Annotated in this window: 18 protein-coding genes; 5 read left to right on the forward strand and 13 right to left on the reverse strand. The window is 37.3% G+C overall.

Going from position 1 to position 19977, the window contains the following annotated elements; all coding sequences use genetic code 11:
* Positions 1-27: 27 nt before the first annotated feature.
* The 5 genes from GVN22_RS03290 to GVN22_RS03310 form a co-directional block, all read right to left on the reverse strand.
* A complete protein-coding gene (locus tag GVN22_RS03290) occupies positions 28-750 on the reverse strand; it encodes a DUF2490 domain-containing protein (protein WP_166549649.1) in 723 nt (240 codons plus the stop codon).
* A gap of 94 nt (positions 751-844) precedes the next feature.
* The gene (locus GVN22_RS03295) at positions 845-1228 is read right to left on the reverse strand and encodes a DUF983 domain-containing protein (protein WP_166549650.1); all 384 of its coding nucleotides are present in this window, start codon (positions 1226-1228) and stop codon (positions 845-847) included.
* A 142-nt stretch (positions 1229-1370) separates the two neighbouring features.
* Complete coding sequence (trxA, locus tag GVN22_RS03300) at positions 1371-1670, reverse strand: thioredoxin (protein WP_166549651.1); 300 nt, start codon at positions 1668-1670, stop codon at positions 1371-1373.
* A 335-nt stretch (positions 1671-2005) separates the two neighbouring features.
* Positions 2006-2587 (reverse strand): methyltransferase domain-containing protein, encoded by a 582-nt coding sequence (locus GVN22_RS03305; RefSeq protein ID WP_166549652.1) that lies wholly within the window; start codon positions 2585-2587, stop codon positions 2006-2008.
* 136 nt (positions 2588-2723) lie between these two features.
* Positions 2724-3032 (reverse strand): helix-turn-helix transcriptional regulator, encoded by a 309-nt coding sequence (locus GVN22_RS03310; protein ID WP_095166866.1) that lies wholly within the window; start codon positions 3030-3032, stop codon positions 2724-2726.
* 306 nt (positions 3033-3338) lie between these two features.
* Between GVN22_RS03310 and GVN22_RS03315 the strand changes: the two genes are divergently transcribed.
* The gene (locus GVN22_RS03315; protein WP_166549653.1) at positions 3339-4712 is read left to right on the forward strand and encodes an L-serine ammonia-lyase; all 1374 of its coding nucleotides are present in this window, start codon (positions 3339-3341) and stop codon (positions 4710-4712) included.
* A 260-nt stretch (positions 4713-4972) separates the two neighbouring features.
* On the opposite strand, the gene GVN22_RS03320 is transcribed toward GVN22_RS03315, so the two are convergent.
* Entirely contained in the window at positions 4973-6136 is a 1164-nt protein-coding gene (locus tag GVN22_RS03320; RefSeq protein ID WP_166549654.1) for a PAS domain-containing sensor histidine kinase, read from the reverse strand.
* 384 nt (positions 6137-6520) lie between these two features.
* Between GVN22_RS03320 and GVN22_RS03325 the strand changes: the two genes are divergently transcribed.
* The gene (locus GVN22_RS03325; RefSeq protein WP_166549655.1) at positions 6521-7327 is read left to right on the forward strand and encodes a histidine kinase dimerization/phospho-acceptor domain-containing protein; all 807 of its coding nucleotides are present in this window, start codon (positions 6521-6523) and stop codon (positions 7325-7327) included.
* 84 nt (positions 7328-7411) lie between these two features.
* Positions 7412-8485: a response regulator gene (locus GVN22_RS03330; RefSeq protein ID WP_166549656.1), complete on the forward strand. Its 1074-nt coding sequence runs from the start codon at positions 7412-7414 to the stop codon at positions 8483-8485.
* 196 nt (positions 8486-8681) lie between these two features.
* On the opposite strand, the gene GVN22_RS03335 is transcribed toward GVN22_RS03330, so the two are convergent.
* The 6 genes from GVN22_RS03335 to GVN22_RS03360 all read right to left on the reverse strand — a co-directional run bounded on the left by GVN22_RS03335 (position 8682) and on the right by GVN22_RS03360 (position 17084).
* A complete protein-coding gene (locus tag GVN22_RS03335) occupies positions 8682-9377 on the reverse strand; it encodes a head GIN domain-containing protein (protein WP_166549657.1) in 696 nt (231 codons plus the stop codon).
* Positions 9378-9472: 95 nt separating this feature from the next.
* The gene (locus GVN22_RS03340) at positions 9473-10672 is read right to left on the reverse strand and encodes an anhydro-N-acetylmuramic acid kinase (RefSeq protein ID WP_166549658.1); all 1200 of its coding nucleotides are present in this window, start codon (positions 10670-10672) and stop codon (positions 9473-9475) included.
* Between the two features lie 169 nt (positions 10673-10841).
* On the reverse strand, positions 10842-11792 hold the full coding sequence (locus GVN22_RS03345) for a DUF1080 domain-containing protein (RefSeq protein WP_166549659.1): 951 nt from the start codon (positions 11790-11792) through the stop codon (positions 10842-10844).
* 377 nt (positions 11793-12169) lie between these two features.
* Positions 12170-13336 (reverse strand): WG repeat-containing protein, encoded by a 1167-nt coding sequence (locus GVN22_RS03350; RefSeq protein WP_166549660.1) that lies wholly within the window; start codon positions 13334-13336, stop codon positions 12170-12172.
* A gap of 134 nt (positions 13337-13470) precedes the next feature.
* A complete protein-coding gene (uvrA, locus tag GVN22_RS03355) occupies positions 13471-16305 on the reverse strand; it encodes an excinuclease ABC subunit UvrA (RefSeq protein ID WP_166549661.1) in 2835 nt (944 codons plus the stop codon).
* Positions 16306-16577: 272 nt separating this feature from the next.
* Positions 16578-17084, reverse strand: coding sequence for a phosphoribosyltransferase family protein (locus GVN22_RS03360; RefSeq protein WP_166549662.1), 507 nt, complete (start codon positions 17082-17084; stop codon positions 16578-16580).
* A 214-nt stretch (positions 17085-17298) separates the two neighbouring features.
* On the opposite strand from GVN22_RS03360, the gene GVN22_RS03365 reads away from it, so the two are divergent.
* Together GVN22_RS03365 and GVN22_RS03370 are read left to right on the forward strand one after the other, a co-directional pair.
* On the forward strand, positions 17299-17703 hold the full coding sequence (locus GVN22_RS03365) for a DUF4783 domain-containing protein (RefSeq protein WP_166549663.1): 405 nt from the start codon (positions 17299-17301) through the stop codon (positions 17701-17703).
* A 191-nt stretch (positions 17704-17894) separates the two neighbouring features.
* Positions 17895-18446, forward strand: coding sequence for a YcxB family protein (locus GVN22_RS03370; protein WP_205690772.1), 552 nt, complete (start codon positions 17895-17897; stop codon positions 18444-18446).
* Positions 18447-18672: 226 nt separating this feature from the next.
* On the opposite strand, the gene GVN22_RS03375 is transcribed toward GVN22_RS03370, so the two are convergent.
* Positions 18673-19953 (reverse strand): hemolysin family protein, encoded by a 1281-nt coding sequence (locus tag GVN22_RS03375; protein ID WP_166549664.1) that lies wholly within the window; start codon positions 19951-19953, stop codon positions 18673-18675.
* Between the last annotated feature and the right edge of the window lie 24 nt (positions 19954-19977).

Genomic DNA, 19977 nt, shown 5'->3' on the forward strand with positions numbered 1-19977 from the left:
GTCATGCTTATCCGAAGACAGAATACTTTATAAGCGTACAATAAAATGCGCTTGAAGACTATGTTCTTCATCAAATTCGATGAGTGAACTACGTTGTCGATGATTCCACATATAGCCTGTTTCGACCGTAAAATGAGGAGAAAAGTTATGAGAATATCCTAGATAGACCTGATTTTGACTGAATGAATTGGCTGGAATGTTGGGATATGCATTCTGTAATAACTCTTCACTTATAAAAACATTGTTTTTCGAATTGAGAATATAGCGCAATTGTCCTCTTAATCTAGCACGCCCTTGTGACTCATTCCAAGCATCACCATCATTTTTGAATAGTCGATATTCGTAACCACCTCGTAGTCGAACCATCCACTTTGGACTGAGTGAGTGTAACCATTCAGCCATCAAAAAAGGGCGAAACTCCCAACGGTCTTTTTTGCTAAAATCGGATGTTTTGGCGTAAAGTTGATAAGAATGAAAAAAAGAAGGGAATAGCGACACCACAAGGTTTTGCCCTCGGTGTACCAATCCAAGTCGGTAAGCTTCCATCAATGGGAGTGCTGTTGGATTAATAGAACTCTCACGATAGTCATTTTGACGTCTATACTGATACTCAAGATTAACCTCGAAGTTCTTATAGATTTTCTTCTGGAGCGCAAAGCGAGTCCAGATTGCATAGTGGTTATAATTTTGGGCTTGGGCACAACAAGATGCACATACCCAAAGGGTACTTATGATAATTTTAAATCTCATTTAATCAATCTTGGAAAGAAATACTATGTGCACTAGGAGTCTACTATTTTAGTAGAGAAATCCTAGTGCAAAAGTAATTGATTATGAGAGTTTATTAGTCTTTTTTAGGATTTTTATACTTTATTCCAGAGAAAAGATATAAAAATAATACTCTAGAAATACGGAAGTTGAAAGGAACAAATATCAAGGAAATTAAGACAATGGGAATGATATATCCAAGTGGTTCAGGATCACCAAAGAAGTTATAAATCACAAAGCCTCCCACAAGCATAATCCCAACAGTAAATGCATAACTCACATACATAGCACCATAGAAGAACCCTGGTTCACGCTCATAACGAAGTCCGCATTCAGAACAATGGTCATGCATTTTATCAAATTTGAATATGTTCCACCATGGGTGTGTAAATAATTTACCTTTATGGCATTGTGGACATTTGGCTTTGACCATTGCCCCTACTTTGCTATCGTTGTTCATAGAGTTATTTAGATAATTCGTTAATATTAAAGATAAGTAAATTTTGTCCGTAATAGATAGGCATTAGGCTTTATGCCATAAGTTAAAAGTTGTGCTTGAATGTATTTTACCTAATGCCTACGACTTATGTATCGTAAGAAAATTAAGAAAATTGCTTTACCGTGTATTCCAACTGATGCACAGGAACTACACCCGACTGTCGCCAAACTTGCTGTCCATTTTTGTATAGAATCAAGGTAGGAACGCCACTAATTCTAAGCTCTTGTGCTAGTGCCTGAGCTTTATCTACGTCTATTTTAATAATTTTTATCTCATCGCCTAATCGCTTTTTGAGGTCTTCTAAAATGGGTGCCATTGTCTTACATGGACCACACCATGTGGCAAAAAAATCAACCAAAACAGGCTTGTCTGAGTTGATAATACTTTCAAATGAACTGTTCATGGAATGAATTAGCTATAGGCTTTATGCTGTATGCATTAAGCATGGCAGTTTTAGCCGTTATGATAGTATAAATGTTATGCTTTATGCCGTATGCAGTAGACAAAAAGTATATTGATAATTTTGTTAGAAACACTTTTATACTTTTAGCCTACGGCATATAGTTTTATGTCTACTCACTAGTTCAAGACTAAGTCTCAAGCTAGATAATAAAACAATCTTATTTTACCCGCATTAGGCTCTAGATTTTATGCTGTAGGCTAAAAGTTGAAAAGAATTTTTCATGAAATAATTTAAGCTTTTTTGCCTATAGCTTACAGCCTAATGCAAATTAATACTTACAAGTCCTTTTTTACCCATTTTACAAATAACTCATTGCCTTGGCGTGGGCGGATTGAATTACGGCATGGTTCCAAAATAGCATCAGTAAAATAAGGACTAAATAGTTGTAAATACTCCTCTGTTGTTCCGCCAAAAGGAGGTCCTGCTTTATCAAATTCTGTGGCAAATAATAATCCTACCAATTTACCTTGTGGCACTAAGAGTTCAGCCATTTTTTGCACATATTGCTCTCGCATACTTGGTGGTAAAGCGCAAAAAAAAGTTTGCTCCAAAATTAGGTCATAGTTATCGACATGCTCAAAAAAATCTTCACAAAGAATCCTAACCGATGGGTAACTCTGTAGTCTATCTTGGAGCTTTTCCACTGCTAAAGGAGCTATATCTAAAACTGTCAGATTAGTAAAGCCCAATTCCGCCATCAGTAATGCTTCATACCCATTTCCACAGCCAGGAAGAAGAATTTTTAGGTCTTTATTGCCAAGCTGCTTTATATAATCTTCAAGAGGAGGAGAGGCTTTTCCCAAATCCCATCCTGTTTGTCCTGCTGCATAGCGCTCGTTCCAATAGTCTTTATTCATCTTTTTACTAATTTATAACTAAATGATTATATGAATGTTTTTTCATGTATTTTTTGTTAAAAAAAGCCAGAAAATAGATAAGCAAAATCTTATGTTTTCTGGCGAAATCTGTTCTTAGGTTGATGATTTTCTAGTCCTAAAAATTACAATTACAATTTTCAATACATTCAATTAATTTGGTTACATCACGTTCTTTTAAAGAATAAAATACATTGAGTCCATCCTTTTCTGAGCGTAAAATTCCTTTTAATTTCATATTGATAAGATGATGTGAAAGTAGCGACTGTTCACATTCCAGAATCGTACATATTTCATTTACTGAAAGTCGCTCTTGCATCGATAACAAATCTACGATGGCTAACCTCGTAGGATGCGCTACCGTTTTGAGAATAAAAGCGGCTTTTTCGAGTTTTTCTTTGTTGATTTTGTAGGCTACAGCTGCCATAGCAAAAATATTTTAATATTTTAAAGGGATGATTCTCTTATTCTGGATTCGACGGATTGTCTATAAATCAGAACTTTACTATACAAATATATGATTGTTTATTCATATTTAAAAGTAAAAAAATAGTTTATCTAGTGTATTTGTAGACCTTTGTTGGTTTTATGAAATGCTCTTTGCTTAAACTGCCCCGCTATTCTAAAATATAAGCATCTGTATTGATGATGATTTTATAAAAAATCTCTAATTTCGTCGTCCCAAACACCATGATTATGGTGGAGGCGGATACGAACTTCTTCAACAACAACTATGATAAAAAATCCTATTACTACCTCCATTTTTGATTTATTCAAAATTGGACCAGGACCATCGAGTTCACATACCATTGGACCGATGAAAGCTTCGTACGATTTTTTAAAGGAACTTAATGCGCTTTCTCCCAACCAAATCGACGCTTCTTTACAAATCCAAATTCATTTATACGGTTCATTGAGCGCTACAGGCAAAGGACACGGCACCGACCGAGCGGTTATTGCTGGGCTTTTGGGCTGGACTCCTGAAACCTGTGATCCTGTTTTGTTTTCAGCTCTTCTCAAAGACACAACAGAGCAGTATCCCGTAAAAGTTCATGAAATAGAGATTCCTATTTCGGCTGAGAGTATTGTATTTAAAAAAGGAAAATATGACTCTCCTTACGCCAACACTATGGTACTAAAACTGCTTCGTGCTGAGCAAGTTGTACTTCAGCATGAATACTATTCTGTAGGAGGTGGGTTTATTTATCGTAAGGGTCAAAAAGTAACAACGAGTACGCTTACACCTGCGTATCCATACACCAATATGAAAGAGTTGAAAGCGCAGTTACAAAGTAATGGCTTGACACTTTCAGAATTAATGTATGCCAATGAAATAGCTTTGACGGGAGCAAGTCGTAAAGAAATAGACAAAAAAATAGATGCCATTTTGGACTTTATGCACAAAGCGGTAAAGCGTGGTTTGAAAGACAAACGAGTATTGCCTGGCACCATCAAGCTTCGTAGAAAAGCACCGTTACTTTACGAAAAGGCCAAAAAACTTGCTTTGACGAGTGATAGTTTTCTTATCTTTTTGAACGCTTATTGTTTGGCAGCATCAGAAGAAAATGCTGTTGGGAATATCGTAGTTACTGCCCCAACGTCAGGCGCATCTGGTGTTATTCCAGGTATTACGTATTTGTTGAAAAATCACTTTCATTATTCTCCCAACGAGATGCGTGAGGGAATGTTGGCGGCTGCGGCTGTTGGTTTTTTGGTAAAACATAATGCAAGTATTTCGGGTGCCGAGATGGGTTGTATGGGCGAAATTGGCTCGGCTTCGGCTATGGCAGCAGCTATGCTGACGTATTGTGCCACCAAAAGTATTCACGCTATGGAATCGGCAGCCGAAATTGCTATCGAACACCATTTAGGGATGACTTGCGACCCAATTGGAGGCTATGTCCAAATTCCATGTATCGAGCGCAATGCCATGGGAGCTGTAAAAGCGTATAATGCGTTTTTGTTGGCAACAGCAGGGGATAGTTCTTTACAAAAAATCTCGCTCGATAGTGTGATTAAAGTAATGAAGGCAACAGGTAAAGATATGTCCAAAAAATATAAAGAAACCTCCGAAGCAGGCTTGGCATTGAGTGCCACAGAATGCTAATGGACTTACAGGAGTCATTTAAAATAGAGTGATTTGTGATTGAGCGAGTGAGTGATTATTGGTAGATACGCAATGCTTCGCGTCTTTTAGCTAGTGTACAAATTTTTTAAATAATCACTCATACACTCAATTGCCATTTGGCTTTCAGCTATGAGCCGTAGGCTAAAAGTTGAAAAAAAAATCTCATGAAATAATTGGAGCTTTTTTGCCTAATGCCTACAGCCTAAAGCGCATTAATGCATTTTATTTTGCATTAATACTTAACTATTAAATCTTACAGTAAAACAAGTTCCTTTGCCAATTTGGCTATGGCAGCTTACGGTTCCGCTCAGTTGTTCGGTTAATTCTTTTACAATAGAAAGCCCCAACCCCGTCGAAGACTCATTGGAGGTAGGTTTGGCACTTAATTTTTGAAAACGACCAAACAATAAATTCATTTCTTCTGGCAAAATCCCTTGCCCTTGGTCTTGCACCGAAATTTCGAAATAGCTACTTGTACACTCCAATTTTACAGATACGGAAGAATCGGCATACGAAAACTTAATGGCATTTGAAACCAAGTTATCAATGATTTCAGTGAGATATTCTTGGTCTGTTTTTGCCATAAACAATGGTGCTTGGCTCTCAAAATGCAAGCTTATGCCTTTGCGATTGGCAATTTCTTCAAAGCGATTAAGCGAGGTAGTCAATAGCTGAACAATATTGTGATAGTCGATTTCGGGCGTAATAGATTCTCTTTCAAGGCGATTAACACTCAACATATTCTTGATAAGCGACGCCATTCTTTCTGAAGTACTCACCAATTCATCAATCCAACGTTTTTGACTGTCAGTTAGATTTTGAGCGGTTTTTCTAAACTTTCCCGCAATGAGCTTAATATTAGTAATGGGATTTTGTAAGTCGTGAGAGGCAATTCCGATGAAGCGATTTTTTTCTTGATTAATATGAAAAAGCTGTTCGTTGAGATGATTCAGTTCTTGATTTTTTTCCATCAACTCCTTCTCTAAAGCTTTTTTGTGAGTAATATCCACGATCACCGAATTACTAGCGATAAAGTTGCCGTCTTTGTCATAAATCGCATTGGCGTTGAGGAGCACTTGAACGTGATTTCCTGTTTTGGAAACTAACTCTAGTTCAAGGTTTCGGGTAGTACCTGTTTGCTTGAATTGGCGATAAAACTCCTCTGCACTTTCGGTTAGAAGGGTGATTTGTAAATCAAAAAAACGTTTTTTCCCGATGAGCTCTTCACGGGTATATCCGAGCATTTTGAGTTCGGTATCATTGACTTTTAAGAAGTAGCCATCGGCGTCCAATGAATGATAGGCATTGGGCGCATTGTTATAGAATTCTTCAATAAAAGAAATGTAGTCAGAGGAATGTTCAGCGGAGAATTTTTCTCCGAAAAACCCAATTAACTCTTTCAAAATACAAGCGGGATTGAATTGGATTATTTTTGACCAAATTTAACACAAAAAAGCAGTCCTGAACATCAAGACTGCTTTCTTTTTTAACCTCTAAACCTACAAGTATGAAGTAAATCTACCACTTGATGACACAAAGTTCGTATTTCGGCACTTCTTAAACCTTGACCAGATTCAAGGTTTAATTATGATAGTCGTCAGTATTTATCAAGATTGAGAATCTGAATTTTGTAGAAATCTCTTTGTATATTAGTCAAATTGTGTTGTGGTATCGGGTGTTATTTTGGGAGAATTTGTGTGTTTGATAAACATCCGAGCATAGATATTAGTGCTCATAAAAGTAAACCAAAACGATTCACATATAAATTAATATCCAGTCCTAAATTCATGCTTAACCCCACACTAAAAGATGCTATACTCGATGCTTTGCTCACACACTTAAATGTTTTTGTGAGTATCTATAACTATGAAACCAATGAGGTAGTTCTAGTAAATGACTCTGGTTTAGAGTTATTTAAGGTTCGAGACGAGAAAGAGTTTGCTGAGAAATACGGAGTTGAAGTGCGAGAAATGCCCATTACAAGCGAGCAAAATGCCAAACTTAGGAAAAGCCTAGACGAAAGTGGTAAATGGTCGGAAGAAGTACAATGTAAAGTGCATGATGGTACTACTTTTTGGGCTATTATCAATATTGATGCATTTCAATGTGATTCTCAAACGTATTTAATTACCCGTATTATTAATTTGGAGAAACTTTTACAATTTGAAAAAGAAAACGGTATCAAGGGTCGTGAATATTTTAAAAATCAAATCGACCAAATGATTTCGTATCGCACTTCAGCGTTGCTCGAGACGCTTACAAAATTAGAGCATTCGCAACATGAATTATCGGAAGCATTGCACCGCGAGCATCGACTTAATGGACTGAAATCGCAGTTTATCACTTATGCTTCTCACGAGTTTAGAACACCACTGGGGATTATATCGTCTTCGGCGAATCTTCTAAGTAAATACAACAAAATCGGGAACGTACAGAAGCAAGAAGAACATATCCAAACGATTTTGGAAAATGTAAAAACGCTCACAGCACTTTTAGAAGAATCATTGAGTATGGGAAGATTGGATGATAACGCCATCGAACGGCCTTTAAATTTTTATCTTTCCAAAGTGATGCAACAAATGAACGATAGCTAGGATAATTGATCATGAGCTGATGATGTCTTTTCGGTAAAGTGTTAATGCTTTTACCCCAATAAATACAAAACAATCACCAAGAATATGCAAAAAATATTGCTCATAGAAGACGATGACCAGTTGCGGAGAAATACCGCCGAAATACTCGAGTTGTCCAACTATGAGGTGTACACCGCCGAAAATGGAAAAATTGGAGTTGAAAAAGCCCTGCAATGTCAACCCGATTTAGTGATTTGTGATTTGATGATGCCTGTGTTGGACGGCTATGGTGTACTAAAGGTTTTACAAAAAAATCCTGTTTTGAATACAATTCCTGTAATTTTATTAACCGCCAAATCAGAAAGAGGGGATTTTAGAAAAGGCATGGAACTTGGCGCAGATGATTACCTGACCAAGCCTTTTGATGAAGTAGAACTGATTTCAGCAATTGAAACTCGCTTGAGTAAAGTCGAGCACCAACAGCATAGTGTCACTCCTCAAACTAATGTGGTAGAAGAAGCGCATGTGAGTGCTAATTTTAACTATGCGTACCTGACTGAAGGATTACAGCAACTCTTAGAAGATAAACGTCCACATCATTACAAAAAGAAATCGGTGATATATGCCGAAGGCGATGACGCCACCCGTTTGTATTATGTACAGTCAGGAAAAGTAAAGGTGATTTTGCAAAATAATGAAGGCAAAGAATTGGTGACAGGTTTGTATAAAGTAGGTGATTTTGTCGGAATACAAGCACTCTTGAGCGGTAGCGCTTATGTAGAAACTGCTGTTGCATTAGAAGAAACAGAATTGCTGTATGTTCCAAAGGATTTGTTTTTACAGGCGATTCACCAAAATCGTGCTATGGCAAATGGATTGATTCAATGGATGGCGCAAGAAATTATCCAACAAGAAAAGTATCTGTTGGGATTGGCTTATAATTCTTTGAGAAAACGTGTGGCAGAGTCTTTGGTGTTTTATGCCAAACATATTCATCCTGATCAAACCGTTGACATTATTGTTCAGCCCTCAAGAGAAGATTTGGCGTCGATAGCAGGTACGGCTACAGAGTCGCTAATCAGAACGCTTTCTGATTTTAAACAAGAAGGATTAATAGAAATAACGTCAGGAAAAGTAATTATCCTAGATTTATTGAAAATACAACACTTGAAATATTAAAGAAGTTTTAGACTATGAGCTGTAGGCATTAGGAAAGATGTTTCTGTTGATAAAAAACAAAAATGCGGTCGAAATTATTTTTTCGACCGCATTTTTTGATAGTATATTTCAAAATGACACCTCTTTAGACGCAAGCATTGCGTCTCTACGACAGAGGCATTTAATAAAATCACACAATCACCATTCACTCAATATCCTAGTGAACATCCGAGCCACCTGTTACGCTCTTTTTCACAACTCTGGCATTGCCCGAAATATAAACATCTGAACCACCTGTAGCAGAAATGCTGATTTCTTTTTCAGCCCAAACATACGCATCCGAACCACCTGTTGCGGATACACTACAAAAACTTGAACGTAGTTTGTTGGCCTTTAAGTCACTACCTCCAGTTGAGCTTGCTTTCAAAACGGTTGTATTACCAATGAGCGTAACATCCGATCCTCCTGTTGTGCTACAGTCAATTTCGTCGGCGTCTATTTCTAGTTTAACATCAGAACCACCCGTTGCACGAATCGTAAGTTTAATCAATTCGAGTTTCTTTTCAGAATATACATCCGAACCGCCTGTTGCCGAAATAGAATTGAGGTCTTTCACCGTCACGTAGGCTTTTACGGGTTTATTGTTCCATTTGAACCAGCCCCATTTTGAGTTTTCGATATATATGCGGATTACGCCGCCATTATTATCTACTTTAATATCATCTTGACGATCTTCAGCGGCACTAATACTAACAGATTCGCTAGAGCCTTGCGTGAGGTACAAATCGATTCCGCCCGAAATTTGAATACCTTTAAATGAACCCACATTACGTTTTTGTGTTACTACCTGCGCTTGAATAACAGTAACGCACGAAATCAATACAATAGAAGCGAGGAAAAGAATCTTTTTCATAGTAAAACCTTTATTTGATGACAGTATATTTTATGTCTATTAGATGCAAGGCTTAAACTAAAGGTTGCATCTACAAAAGATTATTCTCTAAGAATTTAAGAAGGAAAAGAAATTTTTCCCATGGTTACCGAAGGAATTCCTCTACGAGTACCAAAATCAGACTCGCCACCCGCTACGGTTTCGTTTGCTAAAATGGCAAACAATACGGCTTCTTTCGCATCGCCATTGATACCCAGTTCATTGGTTTTGGCAAATTTGGCGGGAATAAGTTCTTGAAGCCATTCCATTAGCAAAGGATTGTGCATCCCTCCACCCGAAGTGTACACCGTAAAATCAGAAAGATTGGATAAATTGAGCGAATGCACAGCTTCGGCAATCGTCTCAGCGCTAAAGCGTGTGAGTGTTGCCAATAAATCATGACTCGGAATATGTAGCGTGTCACTGATTTCTTGAGCACGATATACATAAGCTTTGCTAAATAATTCGGGTCCTGTAGTTTTTGGAAAAGGCTTTTTGAAAAACTCATCTTGCTTCAACGCCTCCAATAAGGCTTGATTGACAATCCCTTGTTTTGCCAAAAGGGCATCTTTGTCGTAAGCCATATCAGGATAGAAGGTTCTGGTAAAAGCATCGAGCAAGGTATTGCCTGTGCCTGTATCGGTCACAAAAACCTCTTCAGGGTTCATATTGGCAGGTAAATAGGTGAAATTGGCAATGCCACCCATATTGAGCATAATACGATTTTCGCCTTTTTTACCAAAAATAAAATAGTCTCCATATACTGCTAATGGTGCGCCTTCGCCACCTGCGGCTACGTGCTTTTGTCTAAAGTCAGCAATCGTAATAATGCCAGTATTGACTGCTATATGGTCGCCATCTCCAATTTGAAGCGTTGCATTGGGGAATTTTTCGATACCATGCAAAATTTTTGGTGCGTGCATCACCGTTTGTCCATGTGAGGCAATAAGGTCTACGTCTTTGGGCGAAATGTTCCATTTTTGAAGGCATTCCAAAATCATATTGGCATGCAATACCCCAATCCATTCGTTAAGCATAGCCAAATGAGGAAAGTTGATGGTTTCTTTGGCAAAAACTTGTCGAATTTCTTCTTTAATATCTTCGGTGTAAGGAATGGTGTCAAAATCTAACAATTTGACTTCTGTACTTTCGCCCGCACCCGAAATCTCGCAAAGAGCCACATCGAGTCCATCCATCGACGTTCCCGACATCAAACCAATAATTTTACGAGAAGGTTTTTGGGCAATTTGATAAAGAGATTGAAGGTTTTTGTTCATGAGGTCGATTTTTGTTGATGATTTTCAAATTTACGAAGTTGGAATGTATTTAGTGTATCAACGTGAGGTTTTGTTTTTTACCTAAAAACTGTTTTAAATAATAAATCCTTTATCTGTGTAACAAATAAAGGATTTACCAAAAATGCTATCAAGAATACTATTCAAGTAATTACTTCGCTGCTGCAATGGTGATGTTTCTAAACTCAATTGGGCCGTGATCACCTTGGAACATAATTGGTCCTGCTTCTGCCTCATTGCTATCAATAGCGCCACCTGTAATGCCTGGTATCTCAGCTTTATAGATGGTTGTTTTGCCATTTAGCATTACTGTCACAACTCTTCCAACTAAGGTAATATCATAACTTTGCCATTCTCCTGCTTTTTTAGCAGGCATTTCTAAAGGCTTCACAAAACCATAAATTCCTCCCAGTTCAATAGCAGATGGTTCAATGCCGAAGCCGTCTGTAATCTGTACTTCATAACGTCCACGTAGATATACACCGCTATTGCTACCCTCTGGCACACGGAATTCAACGTGTAATTTGAAATCGCCAAAGGTTTTTGTCGTTCTGATATTGGCACCTGATTTTGGACTTTTCAAAACACCATTCTCAACAATCCATTGATTTTCGCCTGCGGCAGGACGGTCTTCTCTTCCAATAATTTCCCATCCTTCTAAGTTTTTACCATTGAAAATAGGCATTGGTTTTGCGAAAATAGGTTCATTAGACTTGATCAATTTTGGAGCTTTTACACCCACCCAATTCACCACTTCGCCATTAGGCTGATTCATCGTTCCTTCTAATTTTCCATCTTTCAATTCAGCCTCTACCACAAGGTCTTTATCTTCTCTGTCCCACTGTGGCGGTATAGAAAATGACATTTTATTATCCTTAAAATAGACTCTAGAGATGGGTCTGGCACTACCACCACTACCCACAAAACGCCCATTGAGGTATTTTACCCCAGAATGGTTAATTTCTAACCAAGACGGGAATTTTTTATTTCCTTTCGTAATGGTAATATCCCAACGCCCTTCTATACTCTGAGCTGTAATAGCCAATGTTGAGCATAAAATACACAGAATTATCAAATGTAATTTTGTAATGAGTTTTTGCATGATAGTATTGTTTTTGGTTAAATGGTTTTCACAACGAAGCTAAAATTAATTAAAATTTTGTAAGATAAACCATTGAATAAAAATGGAAGGCATATAGATAATGATAGGAGTCATTATCTATTGGGTGAATTGGTGATTGAGCCAATGAGTGATTATGGTAAAATTTGTATGCTAGCAGTAGAGACGTAATACTTTACGTCTTGAGCCAAGTTAGCCATAGGATGCTGATAGCAAAAAAGCGGTCGAAAATTGTTTTTCGACCGCTTTTTAATGAATTTCATAAAATCCTCCTAGTCTCAATATTTCACTCTTCGAGATGTTCCGAAGGACAATCTCGAAGAGCGTGGTGCGAGCTACTGAGGGAGTGCTAATTTTAATTATTTAAGAATGACTAATCTCTCTACCTCATATTCGTTAATAAAGTCGAAAGGAACCAATATATTATTACTTGAATCAACAGCACCCCATTTTTTATTTTGCTCAAAAATATAGTACTCTTTACCATTTTTATCAAATCTAATCCCATAATACCTATCATAAACCAATGGTACTATAACATTTCCTTTGATATCAAGTAATCCCCATTTCCAAGTTGGTTCAGATTCTGCAAAAGATAAAACAATGTCTTCCTTCGATTGTGAAGTTTTTTCAGATTTATTTAAATGGTTTCCCGTGAAGCTCAGTCCTTGATATTTAATGGGAATCAAAAGCTCATTTTTAGAAGTAACAACACCATATTTCCCATTTCTCTTAACTATTACAGGGTTTTTTACTACATCTGTTTCTTTACTATCAATCATCTCAGCACTTTCATATTCCATCGGTATTACAATTTGCCCTTTTTTATTAACAAAACCAACCTTTGGTTCACTTGTAAATATTTTGGAAAAATTATTATTACCCCAAATAAATTCACTTATTCCTTCAATTTCAGGAACAGGTAACGGTACGAAAGATTTTAGATATAGAGATTTCTTTTTTTGTTCTTTTGAAAGCACTATAAATGAAGGGCTCTCATATCCTGCATATGTTTCAAGAACGTCATCTAATTGTCCTGGGTCTAAACTTTGAACATCATAGCCTTTAAGGAAATAACTAACTAATTCTTCGTTAAATTTTTCATTTTCTTTTGATTGTTCTGAAAAAGGGGGAAGTTCTGAAAACTCTAAATTTTCATCAATACTTTGATCAGAATTTTTTAGATGATTTATGAAAATCCTAACAATATTATTAGCATCATCTGGTCCTAACGGCCTATTCTTTTTCAAAGAAACAGACAAAGGACTTTTTTCATTTGATAGCCATTTTTTCCATATAAAACTTGATAAAGCATCGAAATAACGGCTCTCAATGAGAGAATTATCATTTTTAAGGTATTTATATTTTTCAGTAACGTCTGGATGAAGTTTATCTTCAAAATAAGTAATACAATCTGAAATACTCGTAGGCTGATAAGTTTCATCTTTTGAAATTTGTCCAAAAGATAAAATAATAGAGGCAGAAAAGATTGATACAATACTAATGATTCTTCTTATTGATTTCATGGTTTTTAATATTTTTTGTTAAATCTCTATTTCTACTTGATTTACATTTACCCTTAAACTTTCTATTGCTCTTCGAGACGTTTCGCAGGACAATCTCGAAGTTTAGATAAAAAGGATTTCCAATCCGCTAAAACCTACCCCTTCAATTCCTCTTTCAAGAAATGTGCCGTAAAACTACCTTTTACCTTGGCTACTTGTTCTGGCGTACCTTCAGCGATGATTTGTCCACCATTGCGACCACCATCTGGTCCCAAGTCAATCACATGATCGGATACTTTAATGACATCCAGATTGTGCTCGATAATCAAAACGGTATTTCCTTTATCGACAAGTTTTTGTAAAACTTCCATCAAGGCTTTAATATCTTGAAAATGAAGACCAGTCGTGGGTTCGTCGAGGATATAAATGGTTTTTCCTGTATCTCTTTTCGAAAGTTCCTCTGCTAGTTTTACTCGTTGGGCTTCGCCACCCGAAAGGGTCGTAGCTTGCTGCCCTAAAGTCAAATAGCCCAAGCCAACCTCATGTAAGGTTTGAACTTTACGCTGAATTTTAGGTTGATTTTCAAAAAAGCTCACCGCCTGTTCTACCGTCATATCCAGTACATCTGCAATGGATTTTCCTTTAAATCGAACTTCTAATGTTTCTCGGTTAAAGCGTTTGCCTTTACAAGTTTCGCAAGCGATATGTACATCGGGTAGGAACTCCATTTCGATTTTTTTCATCCCTGCACCTTCACAATCCTCGCAACGACCGCCTTTTACGTTAAAACTAAAACGTCCCGCTTTGTAACCACGAATTTTAGATTCTGGCAACTCACAAAAAAGCGAACGAATATCCGAAAACATTCCCGTGTAAGTGGCAGGGTTGGAGCGTGGCGTACGACCAATCGGTGACTGATCTACTTCAATTACTTTATCCAAAAACTCCAAACCTTCTACAGCCTTAAATGGCATAGGTTCACGTTTGCTATTGAAGAAATGGCGATTGAGAATTGGGAAAAGTGTTTCGTGAATCAAGGTGGATTTGCCTGAACCACTCACACCAGAAATCGCAATCATTTTGCCCAAAGGAAGCTTTAGCGTAACATTTTTGAGGTTATTGCCATTAGCACCTTTGATCACTAAAGTATTACCATTGCCTTTACGACGTTGTTTGGGAACTTCAATAGTGGTCTCGCCACTCAAAAATTTAGCAGTAGTCGAATTATTTTTCAAAAACTCCTCTGGTGTTCCCTGACCCACAATCGAGCCACCATGACGACCAGCACCAGGACCAATATCCACGATATAATCCGATTCGAGCATCATATCTTTGTCGTGTTCTACAACCAAAATAGAGTTGCCCAAATCACGCAAATCTTTGAGTGCTTGAATCAATTTTACGTTGTCACGTTGGTGCAAGCCAATACTTGGCTCGTCCATGATATACAAGACATTGGTCAGTTGTGTGCCAATTTGGGTTGCCAAACGAATACGTTGTGCCTCGCCACCCGAAAGCGTTCTGAGTGGGCGATTGAGCGTAAGATATTCCAAGCCAATACCCGTCAAGAAACCAATACGTTTGCGGATTTCTTTGAGTACCTCACGACCGATTACATTTTGGCGTTCAGACATGCGCTCTTCGAGTCCTTCAAACCATTTGGCTAAGTCCGAGACATCTAATTGGGCTAATTCCGCAATATTTTTGTTATCTATTTTGAAGAAAAGTGCTTCTTTTTTCAGACGTGCCCCATTGCAATCTGGGCAGGTGCGAATCATCATAAAATCCTTGAGCCACTCTTGAATTTTATCAGAGCCACTTTCTTGTTGTCTTTTCAAGAAATTGATAATTCCCTCATATTTGGTATTCCATTCGGTACCCTCATATTTTTTGGAAGGAACTGGAACAGGCTCGTCAGAACCATACAACATGATTTCGACAGCTTCTTTAGGAAATTTATCGAGCGGAGTAGTCAAACTCACTTTAAAAGGCTTGAGTAAAACCTCTAATTGTTTGAAAATCCACATTTCACGGTATTCACCGATAGGAGCAATGGCTCCACGACTAATACTGAGGCTTTTGTCAGGAAGGATAGCTTCTTCGGTAATTTCCTCAACCACTCCCAAACCTTGACAACAAGGACACCAGCCATAAGGAGAGTTAAATGAAAAGGTATTAGGCGCAGGCTCGTCGTAAGAAATCCCAGTTTTAGGATCCATCAAGAATTTTGAAAAATTACGGACTTCACCTTTTTCATCACGAATCATCATCAAACCTTTTCCTTGGGTCAAGGCTGTTTGAACAGACTGCGATAAGCGGAAGCGGTCTTCAGTTTTTACCACAATACGGTCAATGACAATCTCTATATCGTGGATTTTGAAACGGTCGAGCTGCATTTTGGGCTGAATGTCCATCACCACGCCATCGACACGTACTTTGGTATAACCCAATTTGGCAATCTGCACAAAAAGCTCACGATAATGTCCTTTACGACCTTTGACAATCGGAGCCAAAATGATTAGTTTCTGATTGTCATAATCATTGAGAATTACATCAATAATTTGATCTACAGACTGTTTAATCATTTTTTCGCCCGACAAATAACTAAATGCTTCTCCTGCACGAGCATAGAACAAACGCATAAAGTCATAGATTTCGGTAACAGTACCTACGGTCGAGCGAGGGTTTTTGGAAGTGGTCTTTTGCTCAATCGAAATTACAGGCGAAAGCCCATTAATTTTATCCACATTGGGGCGCTCCATTCCACCGATAAAGCTTCGGGCATAGGCCGAAAAGCTTTCCATATAACGACGCTGTCCTTCAGCATAAATGGTATCAAATGCTAATGAAGATTTCCCCGAACCACTAATGCCAGTAATAACGACAAGTTTGTTGCGAGGAATAGTGAGGTCAATATTCTTTAGGTTATGTTCTCTTGCTCCGAGCACTTCGATATGCTCATAGCCTGTGTTGTCTGTGAGGTTGGACATGAAATAAGGAATATAATTGAATGCAAAGGCAAAGGGGTAATTCACCAAGCCGTTAATTGGATAACATTAAATGCCTTAGTAAAGTTACCAAAATTTGTGAAGGTTTTAGAAGAAAGCTTTTAATAGTGGGGAAGGGGCAAAGGCACAGAGGCACAAAGTGGGGGAAAGGGTTAAGTGAAATTGAGTGAGTTTAAGAAAAATTCATTCTGTAGAGATGTAAAACCATACATCTCTACAGAATGGTTGAGTATTTCAATAATCACTCAATATCTCTAGCTTAAATAAACGCCAACTTCATCAGGGTTATCTAGGATAACTTTTACGTGCTCGTTAATCGTTGTAGATAATTCGTATCCGATATAATTTGCGGCAATTGGGAAACGATGGTAGCCACGATCTACGATAACGGCTGTTTGAAGACGCTTTACATGCAAACGCAAAAATGGCGATAAGCCATAAGCAAAAGTACGACCAGTATTCAATACATCGTCTACTACGATAATGGCTTTTTGCTCAAGTAGGCTATCATCGCAATCAAAAGTGATACTTGGATTAGGCACTTCCTTGTCCATGTCAATAAGTACTGCAATAGCCTTGATAGAGGAAATATTCCCAATCATTTCGGCAAGTAATTTGGCAAATGAATACCCTTGACCCTTGATACCAGCAATGATAATTTCTGATTCTTCGAAATTGTTTTCGTATATCTCAAACGCAATACGTTTAATTTTTTGGAGTACCTGCGTTTGGTTTAGTATTTGATTATCTGTTAGTTCCATGCTGCGAAGATATTAAAACTTTATTGACCTCTATAGCTCTTTCTTAGCAATTATAGAGACGACTCTAATTGCAAGTCGCAATATTAAGACTTGAAAGATAAATTTTTAGATAATTGGATAAATAATATTCAAAAAAAAATGCTTTCAAGAGGGCTGGCACAATTTGTGCAGATTCACTTTCATATAACTTCATCCAGTTATATTGACACACAACATGAAAATACTACTTTCATTTATTCTTACTTTAATATTTTGGACTTCGTGGGGCGGTGCAGACCCACAAAGTTTTGCGGTTGGAAAATTACTTACGTCACTCAAACAAGGTCAAGCAAGTGAGCTAGCTTCGATGTTTGACGAGAATGTGGATTTATTAATTGATGCTGAACAAATTGATTTTAGTGAGATTTCACAAACGCACGCCGAAATCATCCTAAAGTCGTTCTTTAAACGTTGGCCACCTCAAGATTTTCAGTTAGTTCATCAAGGTGCCAATTCTTTGTCTCAGTATTACAGAGGTCTGTATAAGACAAATCGGGGGAATTATGCGGTGTATATCCTGCTCAAGAGAAATCAGGATAAGTTTTTAGTCGAAAGTATTCAGTTTAGAAAAGAAAAGTAATGGTTTGGAATGTGTTGGAGATGTAGAGGTTAGCGCAAATAACTTGGTGTAATTCCTCTCATAATTTAGATTTGTTAAGAAATATTGACAGCGTAGCAAGTGAAAATACTTAGCTACGCTTATTTTTTGTACATTTGCAGTCTGTTTGCGAACAATAGCATAATTTACAATAAAGCATAAAGAACAACGACATGGCAAAAGGATATGCACAGGGTCAGCAAAGACGAATGGTGCAAATGCCAGTAAATCCACTGGCTATCAAAACAAAAAAGTATGCGCTTGATAAAAACAAGTTTATTACTCTCAATATGAGCCAAATGGTCAAAAATCAATGGTATTGGGGTTTTGTACCACTTGGACTTATCGCTGTGAATGCGGTGCTCAATATTACAGGTATTTATCATAACTACTGGATTTATGTATTGACGCTTATTGGGGCGATTGGTTATGTTGCTTTCTGGGCAATTCAATTTACGGGTGTAACGCAGTTGGATCAATACAAACAACTTTTTGAAAAATATCGCTACGAAATCGATAGTCGTCAAATTTTGATGAAAATTACAGACGAGCAAGGTGGTGTTATCAAATGGGATATGATTAAAACTGCTAGGAAAGAAAAAGAAGCTTACGTGTTGGATTTAGGTCAATATCAGTTTATTTATTTGCCATTCAGCATTTTCTCAAACGATAACGATAAGAAATTGATGGATAAAATCTTAAGAGATAAAGGTTTTATTTCTTAGATAATCCCTAATTGAGTGATTGGTGATTGAGTGCATGAGTGATTATGTTAAAATCTGTATTTAGTAGAGACGCAATGCTTGCGTCTTTAGCCGAGGCAAAACCAACAATCTAGTATCAAAAAAAGCGGTCGGAAATTGTTTTCCGACCGCTTTTTTTGATGAAATTTCCTTAAAAATTGATAGCATTTTCAAATCTTCAAATCTTCAAATCATTCAAATCTTCAAATTATCCCTCTGCGTTTAAGATTTTAATTAAAAGCTTATCGACTTTTGCACCATCCATATCAATAATTTCGAAGCTCATATTTTGCCAAATAATCGTATCACCTTGTTGTGGTAAATCCGTCAATTCATTCAAAATTAACCCAGCGACTGTATTGAAAGAGTATTCTTGAAAATGATTAGGCAAATCAAAGAATTGTAAAAAATCTACCAGTGGATATTGCCCATCAATCAACCAAGAATCATCTTCTCGCTTGTCTAAACGATAACCATCATGATCAAAATCTGATACGTTTCCTACCAATGCTTCTAGCAAATCATTGAGCGTAACAATACCTTGTGTTTGACCATACTCATCAATGACAATTCCGTAATGAATTTTACTATCCTTAAAGCGCTGTAAAGCTTGGTAAGCCGAAGCATTTTCAAGAATAAATTGTGGAGGAGAAAGATATAAGCTCAAATCAAAGTCTGTTTGACTCAGAGGCAAAAACAAATCTTTCAGGCGCACTACGCCAATAATATGGTCTTTATCTTTTTCGTAAACAGGATATAGCGAGTGTAATTCTTCATGAATTACTTCTCTGATTCGGTCAGAAGAATAGCTAGATTTTAAAAATACTACATCGTTGCGGTGCGTCATAAGCGACGATACATTTCTATCGCCCAGACTAAATACACGTCCCACAATATCTTGTTCTATTTCATGAACCTCACCACTTTCGGTACCTTCTTGCACAATCGCCTTGATTTCTTCTTCGGTTACTTTACTGTCGGTAGAAGGTTTGATGTTGAGAATTTTGATTAGTAAATCCGAGGAAAATGTCAAAAGCCAAACAAAAGGAGCTGTAAGCGTCGATAGCATATTCATCGGACGAGCTACCGTTTTGGCAATAAATTCGGGATTGGTGAGTCCAATACGCTTTGGTACAAGTTCTCCAAATACCAACGAAAGGTAAGTAATTAACAAAACCACTGTTGTGACCGCCAAAGTATGTTGGTAAGGAGCAAACAATTCAAATTGTCCGTAAAAAGCTTTTATATCATTGGTCATTTTTTCTCCCGAAAAAATACCTGTTAAAATTCCAATTAAAGTAATACCAATTTGAACTGTAGATAGAAAACGGTTGGGCTCATTGGCAATACTCAAAGCAATTTTGGCATTGCTATCTCCTTTTTTCGCAGCAGATTCGAGTCTGGCTTTTCGAGCAGATACCAGCGCAATTTCTGACATTGAAAAAATGCCATTAAGTAAGATTAATAAAAAAATAATGAGTAGTTCCATGTAATAAAATCAATCAGTCGAATG

Origin of the sequence: Cellulophaga sp. BC115SP (genome assembly GCF_009905545.1) — a bacterium.
In the GTDB taxonomy this organism is placed as follows: Bacteria; Bacteroidota; Bacteroidia; order Cytophagales; family Spirosomataceae; genus Flectobacillus; species Flectobacillus rivi.

Excerpts from the sequence above, each read along its gene's own strand:
- GVN22_RS03290 (WP_166549649.1), bottom strand. The coding sequence starts at position 750 with ATGAGATTTAAAATTATCATAAGTACCCTTTGGGTATGTGCATCTTGT.
- GVN22_RS03295 (WP_166549650.1), bottom strand. The coding sequence starts at position 1,228 with ATGAACAACGATAGCAAAGTAGGGGCAATGGTCAAAGCCAAATGTCCA.
- trxA (WP_166549651.1), bottom strand. The coding sequence starts at position 1,670 with ATGAACAGTTCATTTGAAAGTATTATCAACTCAGACAAGCCTGTTTTG.
- GVN22_RS03305 (WP_166549652.1), bottom strand. The coding sequence starts at position 2,587 with ATGAATAAAGACTATTGGAACGAGCGCTATGCAGCAGGACAAACAGGA.
- GVN22_RS03310 (WP_095166866.1), bottom strand. The coding sequence starts at position 3,032 with ATGGCAGCTGTAGCCTACAAAATCAACAAAGAAAAACTCGAAAAAGCC.
- GVN22_RS03315 (WP_166549653.1), top strand. The coding sequence starts at position 3,339 with ATGATAAAAAATCCTATTACTACCTCCATTTTTGATTTATTCAAAATT.
- GVN22_RS03325 (WP_166549655.1), top strand. The coding sequence starts at position 6,521 with ATGCTTAACCCCACACTAAAAGATGCTATACTCGATGCTTTGCTCACA.
- GVN22_RS03330 (WP_166549656.1), top strand. The coding sequence starts at position 7,412 with ATGCAAAAAATATTGCTCATAGAAGACGATGACCAGTTGCGGAGAAAT.
- GVN22_RS03335 (WP_166549657.1), bottom strand. The coding sequence starts at position 9,377 with ATGAAAAAGATTCTTTTCCTCGCTTCTATTGTATTGATTTCGTGCGTT.
- GVN22_RS03340 (WP_166549658.1), bottom strand. The coding sequence starts at position 10,672 with ATGAACAAAAACCTTCAATCTCTTTATCAAATTGCCCAAAAACCTTCT.
- GVN22_RS03345 (WP_166549659.1), bottom strand. The coding sequence starts at position 11,792 with ATGCAAAAACTCATTACAAAATTACATTTGATAATTCTGTGTATTTTA.
- GVN22_RS03350 (WP_166549660.1), bottom strand. The coding sequence starts at position 13,336 with ATGAAATCAATAAGAAGAATCATTAGTATTGTATCAATCTTTTCTGCC.
- uvrA (WP_166549661.1), bottom strand. The coding sequence starts at position 16,305 with ATGTCCAACCTCACAGACAACACAGGCTATGAGCATATCGAAGTGCTC.
- GVN22_RS03360 (WP_166549662.1), bottom strand. The coding sequence starts at position 17,084 with ATGGAACTAACAGATAATCAAATACTAAACCAAACGCAGGTACTCCAA.
- GVN22_RS03365 (WP_166549663.1), top strand. The coding sequence starts at position 17,299 with ATGAAAATACTACTTTCATTTATTCTTACTTTAATATTTTGGACTTCG.
- GVN22_RS03370 (WP_205690772.1), top strand. The coding sequence starts at position 17,895 with ATGGCAAAAGGATATGCACAGGGTCAGCAAAGACGAATGGTGCAAATG.
- GVN22_RS03375 (WP_166549664.1), bottom strand. The coding sequence starts at position 19,953 with ATGGAACTACTCATTATTTTTTTATTAATCTTACTTAATGGCATTTTT.